General features: G+C 44.0%; 3 protein-coding genes. All 3 read right to left on the bottom strand.

Going from position 1 to position 3883, the window contains the following annotated elements:
- Window positions 1-84: 84 nt before the first annotated feature.
- Window positions 85-1611 (bottom strand): SBBP repeat-containing protein, encoded by a 1527-nt coding sequence (locus tag MUP17_04740; GenBank protein MCJ7458277.1) that lies wholly within the window; start codon window positions 1609-1611, stop codon window positions 85-87.
- A 194-nt stretch (window positions 1612-1805) separates the two neighbouring features.
- Window positions 1806-3263 carry an NADH-quinone oxidoreductase subunit N gene (locus MUP17_04735; protein ID MCJ7458276.1) on the bottom strand — a complete coding sequence of 486 codons (1458 nt, stop codon included), beginning with the start codon at window positions 3261-3263 and terminating at the stop codon, window positions 1806-1808.
- A gap of 397 nt (window positions 3264-3660) precedes the next feature.
- A partial coding sequence (locus MUP17_04730) for a glutaredoxin family protein (GenBank protein ID MCJ7458275.1) occupies window positions 3661-3883 on the bottom strand: 223 nt, incomplete at its 5' end.

Below are 3883 nucleotides of genomic sequence, written 5' to 3'. Positions count from 1 at the left end.
CTATGCGTCTCTACCAAACCTGCTTTATCTTTTTCTTCCGTCTTTTATCCATCATTCGTTATTAGTCATCCGTCATTGTTTTTATTATATGCACGGTGCCGGCCCATGTTTGAAAAGATAAGCCACCAAGTAAACAATATCTGCGACTGTGACTTTGCCATCACAATTAGCATCTCCAGACTGAATCGGAGATGGAGCAGGACCGTGCTTGAAAAGATAGCTCACCAGATAGACTATATCCGCGATAGTCACCTTCTTATCGTTGTTAGCATCGCCCCGCAGAAACTGAACATATTTTATAGTGGCATAGTCAGAGTATGTTCCACTGCCCCAACTTATCCCGGTCACATACACATAATCCGAGTCGTCTACAACTATGGAATAAGCCTTATCGCTATCACTGGCTGGTCCATCATATATTTTATCCCAGAGCAGATTTCCAATAGAATCATATTTTATGGTAGCATAGTCCCATCTGGGTGGGTCGTTAGTGCATATAGTAAAACCTGTGACGTAGGTGTTACCCTTATTGTCTATGGCCAAGTCAAAGGCGTTATCCCCACAGTGGTGTGGCCTGTTGTATCTTCTCACCCATCTAGTATCGCCATTGGGATTATACTTTATCGTAGCAATATCATTACCTGTGGATGTATCACCCATACTTTGTCCAGTGACATAGGCATTTCCAGAAGCATCTACAGCTATAGACATAACCACATCAAAACCACTACCTGGTCCGTCATATCTATTTGCCCAAAGTTGATTTCCGGATGGACTATACTTTATAGTTAAATAGTCCAGACCTGTCCCGATGCCGGTGCTTGCTCCAGCAACATAAACATTGCCTGAGCCATCAAGGGCTATTCTCAAAGCGACATCCATAGAGTCTCGAGGCCCATTGTATCTTCTCACCCAGGCAGTATCACCATTCGGTTTGTATTTGATAGTTGCATAGTCGTAATGTGTCAAAATGGTAGCGCTTTGTCCGGTCACGAAGACGTTACCAGAATCATCACAAGCTATAGCAAAAGCCTTTTCATCGTAAATCCCTATATATTTTCTGACCCAGGCAGTATCCCCATTGGGATAATACTTTATAGTCGCATAATCGTTCTCGGTTCCGCTGTTTTTGCTTTCTCCAGTTACATAAACATTGCCAGAATCATCAACCGCTATAGCCTTGACAAAATCATTGGCATTCGCAGTTCCATTGTATGTTTTTGCCCAGACAAAATTTCCATCCTGGTCGTACTTTATGGTAGTATAATCAAAGCCTGTTCCTGCGTTATCACTATATCCAGCAACATACACATTACCATAGCCATCCAAAGCCATAGCAGTAGCCGATTCTTCTGAACTTCCACCATATCTTCTTATCCAGGCAGTATCGCCGGTTGGATAATACTTTATGGTGAGATAGTCGAAGTGGTCATAGTTACTCCTGCCACTTACATAGATATTTCCAGAGCCGTCCACTGCAATGTCACAAATCTCATCTCTTTCGTTAGTTGGTCCATTGTATCTTCTCACCCAGGCAGTATCAACTGACTGTGCAAAAAGAGGCAAAGCGAAGAATAAGACCGACAGGAAAGTTAAAAGCAACTTGGTCATGAATCCTCCTTTGTTTAAGAGAGCAGTTGTGTTGTCTTGTCTCAAGTTAACCTAATGGTTTTTTTAAGTTTGTCAAGCTGAAAAGAAAATAGAGACGCATAGCAATGCGTCTCTATAAGCGAATATGGAGCGCATCAGCTTGTCGATGCGTCCTGTAAGATGTCAGCAAGAGCAAGCTCTTGCACTCCATAAAACTAAAAAATCGAATGGTAGGCTAAATCTAAAAGGGGTTGAGGGAGAATCCCCAGAGCTAAAATCCCTATCCCGGTTAATAATATAACCAACCCCAAGGAGAATGGTATGGAAACCGGCTTAACATCTTCTTCTGCCGGTCGCATGAACATATAGACAATCACTCTTAGATAATAATATACTGAGATCAAACTGTTTATCACTGCGATTATCACCAATCCCAGATAGCCTGATTTTATTGCTGAACTGAAGATATAGAACTTGGCAAAGAATCCAGCAAAGGGAGGAAACCCTGCTAAGGAAAGCATAAAGATAGCCATAAAAACACCTAAGAACGGGTTTTTGACTCCTGCTCCGGCATATTCTTTATAAAGGTCAGTCCCTTCTTTTTCCTTTGACCCCATGGAGATGATAACTGCAAAGGCACCCAGGTTCATCAGTATATATGCGGACAGGTAGAACAAAACTCCGGATATGGCTGAATTGCTGCCTGATACGAAAGCGATCAGAATATATCCCGCGTGAGCGATTGAGGAGTAAGCTAAAAGCCTTTTCAGATTGGTTTGCCATAAGGCTAAAAGATTCCCGGTAGTCATGGACAAAACAGCTAAAATCCAGAAGATCAAAGTCCAGTCAGGCTTGATCGAGGAAAAAGCTAAGAGGAAAATCCGCAAAAGAGCGGCAAATCCAGCTGCCTTTGGACCCGCAGAGATGAATCCTGCAATCGGCGTAGGCGCGCCCTCAAAAACGTCCGGCATCCACATATGAAAAGGAACAGAGGCGATTTTGAACCCGAATCCCACGATTAAAAGCCCGATCCCGGCATAAAGCAGAAGCTCGCTTGTACCTGCAAAAACGCCGCTGAAAGGAGCTAAGAACAAGATCTTCTCTAAATTGGTCGTGCCGAAATTCCCATAAATCAAGGCGATGCCGAAGATCAGGAAACTGGTGGCAAAAGAGCCCATCAGGAAAAACTTCATCGAGGCTTCGTTCGACTTCGGATCTTTCTTCCTGAAACCGGACAAGATATAAAGGGAAACGGAGACTATCTCCAGCCCAAGGAAGATGACTATCAGGTCGAAACTGGAAGCCATCAGCATCATACCCAGGGTGGCAAAAAGGACCAGCGCGTAATAGTCCCCTCTTACCTCTTCCTCTCTTTTAAGATAGCTTAAAGAGAGAAGCACCACTAAAAAAGAGCTTACCAGGAAAATGAAGGAGAAAAACAGAGCGAAATTGTCAGCCAGCGCCATCCCGTTAAATGCTGAAAGCTTCAAGCCAAACAGATTTACCGAGAAAAAGAAAGAAAGGGCAATGCCTATCCAGGCAAGATGCGGTAAAATCCTTTTCTTGTCCTTTGGCAGAAAAGCCTCCAAAAGCAGTAGCAGAAATCCAAAAACAGCTAGCACAATTTGCGGGGTTATCACCTGCCAGTTAATGTCGATTAAACTCAAATCCATATTTTCCTATTTTTCTTTCTTACGTTCTGTGCTTGCCAGGTCCCCCAACCTGGCAAGTGAATTCGCTGCCGTCGGGTCAGGGGACCCGACGGTCACACCAATATTTTCTCTATTGATTTTTTTGTAGCGGAGGTCTTCAGACCTCCATCTTTTTATGGAAGGCTAAAGCCTTCCGCTACATTTAACCTCTCCCTCTCCTTACAAAGGAGAGGGAACGTCGGGCATAAAGCCCGACGACGCTACAAACCTCGTCTCACATCTTCCTTTTCACGTCTTACCTTTGAGCCTTTAAGCGTTTGCTCCTTGTTAGTCTCCTGACCAACGAGGCTCCGTTGGTGGGGACACCAACGGAGAGCACACGTTCCTATTCTCCAGCAACTGCTGGAATTTAAAAACCTCAAGCCCCTCCAAACCCGATTGTCACCTTTCCGTCTTCAACCATCACCGGGACCGCTTTTTTCCCTGCCAGCTTGATTAACTCTGTTTGAAACTCCGGATTTTTCACCACGTCGATTTCTTTATATTTAGTCCCCTGCCTGTCCAGATGCCTCTTCAAAGCCACAGAATATGGACATCCTTCTTTTATATATATGGTAACCGCCATACCTCCTCCTTTTCCT

This window comes from Candidatus Zixiibacteriota bacterium, from assembly GCA_022865345.1.
GTDB lineage: Bacteria > Zixibacteria > MSB-5A5 > MSB-5A5 > RBG-16-43-9 > RBG-16-43-9.
Note: the sequence above shows the minus strand (reverse complement) of the source record. Positions and strands in the feature narration are given on the sequence as shown.